Source organism: Nostoc sp. FACHB-892, from assembly GCF_014698795.1.
In the GTDB taxonomy this organism is placed as follows: domain Bacteria; phylum Cyanobacteriota; class Cyanobacteriia; order Cyanobacteriales; family Nostocaceae; genus Nostoc.
The window spans coordinates 1-2,984 of record NZ_JACJTR010000139.1 but is presented as its reverse complement, the minus strand read 5'-3'; the positions used below and the strand labels follow the sequence as shown (position 1 = coordinate 2,984).

Annotated in this window: 4 protein-coding genes and 1 pseudogene; 3 read left to right on the top strand and 2 right to left on the bottom strand. The window is 41.7% G+C overall.

The features are described from left to right. The 3 genes and pseudogenes from H6G96_RS41005 to H6G96_RS42215 all read left to right on the top strand — a co-directional run. Positions 1-222: pseudogene (locus tag H6G96_RS41005) on the top strand (ISAs1 family transposase); the annotation flags it as partial. A 229-nt stretch (positions 223-451) separates the two neighbouring features. Then, positions 452-832, top strand: coding sequence for a transposase (locus H6G96_RS42220; RefSeq protein ID WP_242063668.1), 381 nt, complete (start codon positions 452-454; stop codon positions 830-832). A 52-nt stretch (positions 833-884) separates the two neighbouring features. Beyond that, positions 885-1,409, top strand: a complete 525-nt coding sequence (locus H6G96_RS42215) for an IS630 family transposase (protein ID WP_347242366.1) — start codon at positions 885-887, stop codon at positions 1,407-1,409. 409 nt (positions 1,410-1,818) lie between these two features. On the opposite strand, the gene H6G96_RS40495 is transcribed toward H6G96_RS42215, so the two are convergent. Next, the gene (locus tag H6G96_RS40495) at positions 1,819-2,172 is read right to left on the bottom strand and encodes an MFS transporter (protein ID WP_199339898.1); all 354 of its coding nucleotides are present in this window, start codon (positions 2,170-2,172) and stop codon (positions 1,819-1,821) included. A 501-nt stretch (positions 2,173-2,673) separates the two neighbouring features. Continuing rightward, positions 2,674-2,984, bottom strand: a 311-nt coding sequence (locus H6G96_RS40490; protein ID WP_347242365.1) for a hypothetical protein, incomplete at its 5' end; no start/stop codon positions are given.

Below are 2,984 nucleotides of genomic sequence, written 5' to 3'. Positions count from 1 at the left end.
ACCTTCAATGAAGACGCTTGCCGCGTCCGTACTGGCCATGCTCCACAAAATCTATCATTGCTGCGTCGAATTGCACTTAACGCTTTAAATTTGGAACAATCACTCAAGCGAAGTAACCGTCAAAAATCAAACAGAGCTGCTATGGATAACAACTATATGTTGACCATTTTAACTGCTTGCTTATCTCATCATCATGATGCTGAAAAGCCTTGTTGTCAATAGCCTTTGAAATGCGCTTACCCTGAATTTCCGACAGCATGGTTTTTACTTTTAAAAGTAATAGCTAAATTAGTGTCAAAAATATTTTGAGAGTTTTTATGTAAGGATTTTAAATACATTTGTGGTACAACTAAAGCTGCATGAATCTTACCGATTTTTCGAGCAGATATAGCGATTATCAGTCCAATTCAGTACACTTATGAGAGAACAATTTTACTGATAACTGGTCGCTATGAAAGCCTACTCTCTCGACTTGCGTCAGAAAGTTGTTGATGCTTATGCCGGAGGTGACATTTCCCAACGAAAACTGGCTAAAAACTTTGGCGTTACCTTAAGTTTTGTCCAAAATTTACTCAAACGCCATCGTGAATTTGGCACGATCAGCGCCAAAGTTCGTACTGAGCAGACGCCAACAAAGTTGAATGCCGAACAGCTCGAAATCCTGGGTCAACTCGTTGTAGCACAGCCCGATGCAACGTTAAGGGAATTGCGGGAACGACTTTACGAGAAAACAGAGGTGTTAATTGGGGTGGCCACAGTGAATCGGATGGTTCGCTTTCAACTCAACCTAAACCTCAAAAAAAAGTCTCCACCCCACAAAGAAAGGCACTGATGAAGTCCAATTGGCCCGATTTGAGTACTGGAAGCTCCTGAGGGGCATACCCGTGGAAAATCTAATCTTCTTAGATGAATCAGGGGTTAATCTGTCCTTCATTCGCAAATGTGCCCGTGCGTTGCCAGGGCAGCGAGCCTATGCTCAAAAGCCCAACCGCAAAGGGAAAAATGTCTCGGTAATTGGCGCCATTAGCTTAAAAGGACTGCTCACCCAATGGAGTGGTTTAGGTTCTATCGATGCCTTGACCTTTGATGCCTTCATCGCTCAAAAACTCGTACCTCAGCTTTGGCCTGGTGCAGTCGTGATCATGGATAACTGCTCGATCCATAAAAGTGATGAACTTGAAGCTTTGATCATCGCTGCTGGAGCTAGCCTCATTTATCTTCCCCCTTACTCCCCCGATTTTTCGCCGATTGAAAACTGTTGGTCTAAGATCAAAAACATTCTCCGCAGCATCGGTGCAAGGACGTATCCTGATTTACTCAAGGCATTGGATGTGGCATTCGCAGAAGTGACTACAGAGAATTTACTCGGTTGGTTTACTCACTGCTGCTACTGTACTTCGGAAGACTGATAACCGCTATAACTGAAACTCAGTGTTGCTAAAAACTTGTTCAACAATCTTAGTAATCTCTGTTTGGAAATCTATTTGTACCGTGTAAAGAAGTTGTTCTAAATCTATATTGAGCATTACTTTACTTTACCTTTGAATATTCAATTGATATTTATCTAAGAGGATGTTTGAAAAGTCCTCCAGCGTGTGTTTCACTACCCTGGCTACCCAGAAACTGCTACGAGGGAATCAGTTTTGGGATTTGACATTGCACCTCTGAGTCGCACTTGAGGCTTAATCCGACCCTTTTCAAACATCCTCTTAGACTACATACGGCACAATCTATTTTCCAGAAATACACTGGAAGTAGAGCAACTTAGTAGTACCCAATCTGTTCTTTATTAGCTCACCATCAGCTACGCCAACAACTTTAAGCTAATAAAAAACGTAATAAGTAAAAGCTCAAAGGGCTTTTAACAAACATCATACTTGCGGCAATTACGCCCCAAGTTATGACAATCCGGGCAATCCAAACCCTAGCACCAATTCTTTCTAGTATAAGGTTGCTAGGAATTTCAAACAAAAAGTAGCCCAAGAAGAAAATCCCTGAGCCGAAACCATAGATTGTGGAACTAAAGCCCAAATCGTGATTCATTTGCAAGGCGGCAAAACCGACATTAACCCGATCCAAATAAGCAATGATATAAAGCACAAATAACAAGGGAATTAGCCGCCGAGTTACCTTGTTTAATACCTTTCGTTTGAGCGTTTCATCTGATGTCATCTCACTTGTCCGATTTTATTCCTTGCAGTTGCTGTTATTTCAAAGTCAAGCCATGCCTGCGGTGGGCTGTGACGCTCCTGCGTCGCTCTAAGCGTTGCATCCCGAAGGGTATACGCTACGCTATCGGTGTCGCCTTTAAGTAGGGTAAGGTTTCGTCTACATTGATTGCTCTACTTCTAAACACAGACTACAGTATCAGATGCGGCTTTGTTACATGAATGAAAAAACATCCCAATCACAGCAAGTTTTTGTCCACTACTGCGATTACAAAATTAAGACATAGTGTAGTACTGCTCTTGAGCCAATGGTAAGGACGTGGATTGCTTTAAGCAACGATTGTCACCCCTTGCAGCGATGTACTTCAAACTCTGCACATACGCCCTGATTGCTTTACTGACTGCTAGTCTCAGTGTGAATTTGAATTTACCCAGACTAAAGAGGGGTGTGGAAATCTAAAGAAAGTATTAAGAGAATACCCAGATTAAGAACTTCCTTTGACAGTTACAAATCAAAATCAAGGCTGAATGTTTCCCCTGAAGAATCCTCTTCTTTCTCCTCTGCAAATGGAGTTTGAGTCCAAGACGTGAGTTGGTTTGATTCAGTATTAATCGGTGAGTCAGGTAAAAGTTGTGCAGGTAATCCAGCCTTGATGAAAACAAAATAGCAATCAACCATAAAGTAAAGCGTGTCCAGGTAACTTTTATCTAGTTTTTGCGATTCTGCAAATATGCGCTCTCGGTAATTATCTTTGAGGCGAACTTTTTCCGGTGCTAAGTCTTTTTTATCTGCCATTGTTATAACTTTACTTAAGA

Excerpts from the sequence above, each read along its gene's own strand:
- H6G96_RS40495 (WP_199339898.1), bottom strand. The coding sequence starts at position 2,172 with ATGACATCAGATGAAACGCTCAAACGAAAGGTATTAAACAAGGTAACT.
- H6G96_RS42220 (WP_242063668.1), top strand. The coding sequence starts at position 452 with ATGAAAGCCTACTCTCTCGACTTGCGTCAGAAAGTTGTTGATGCTTAT.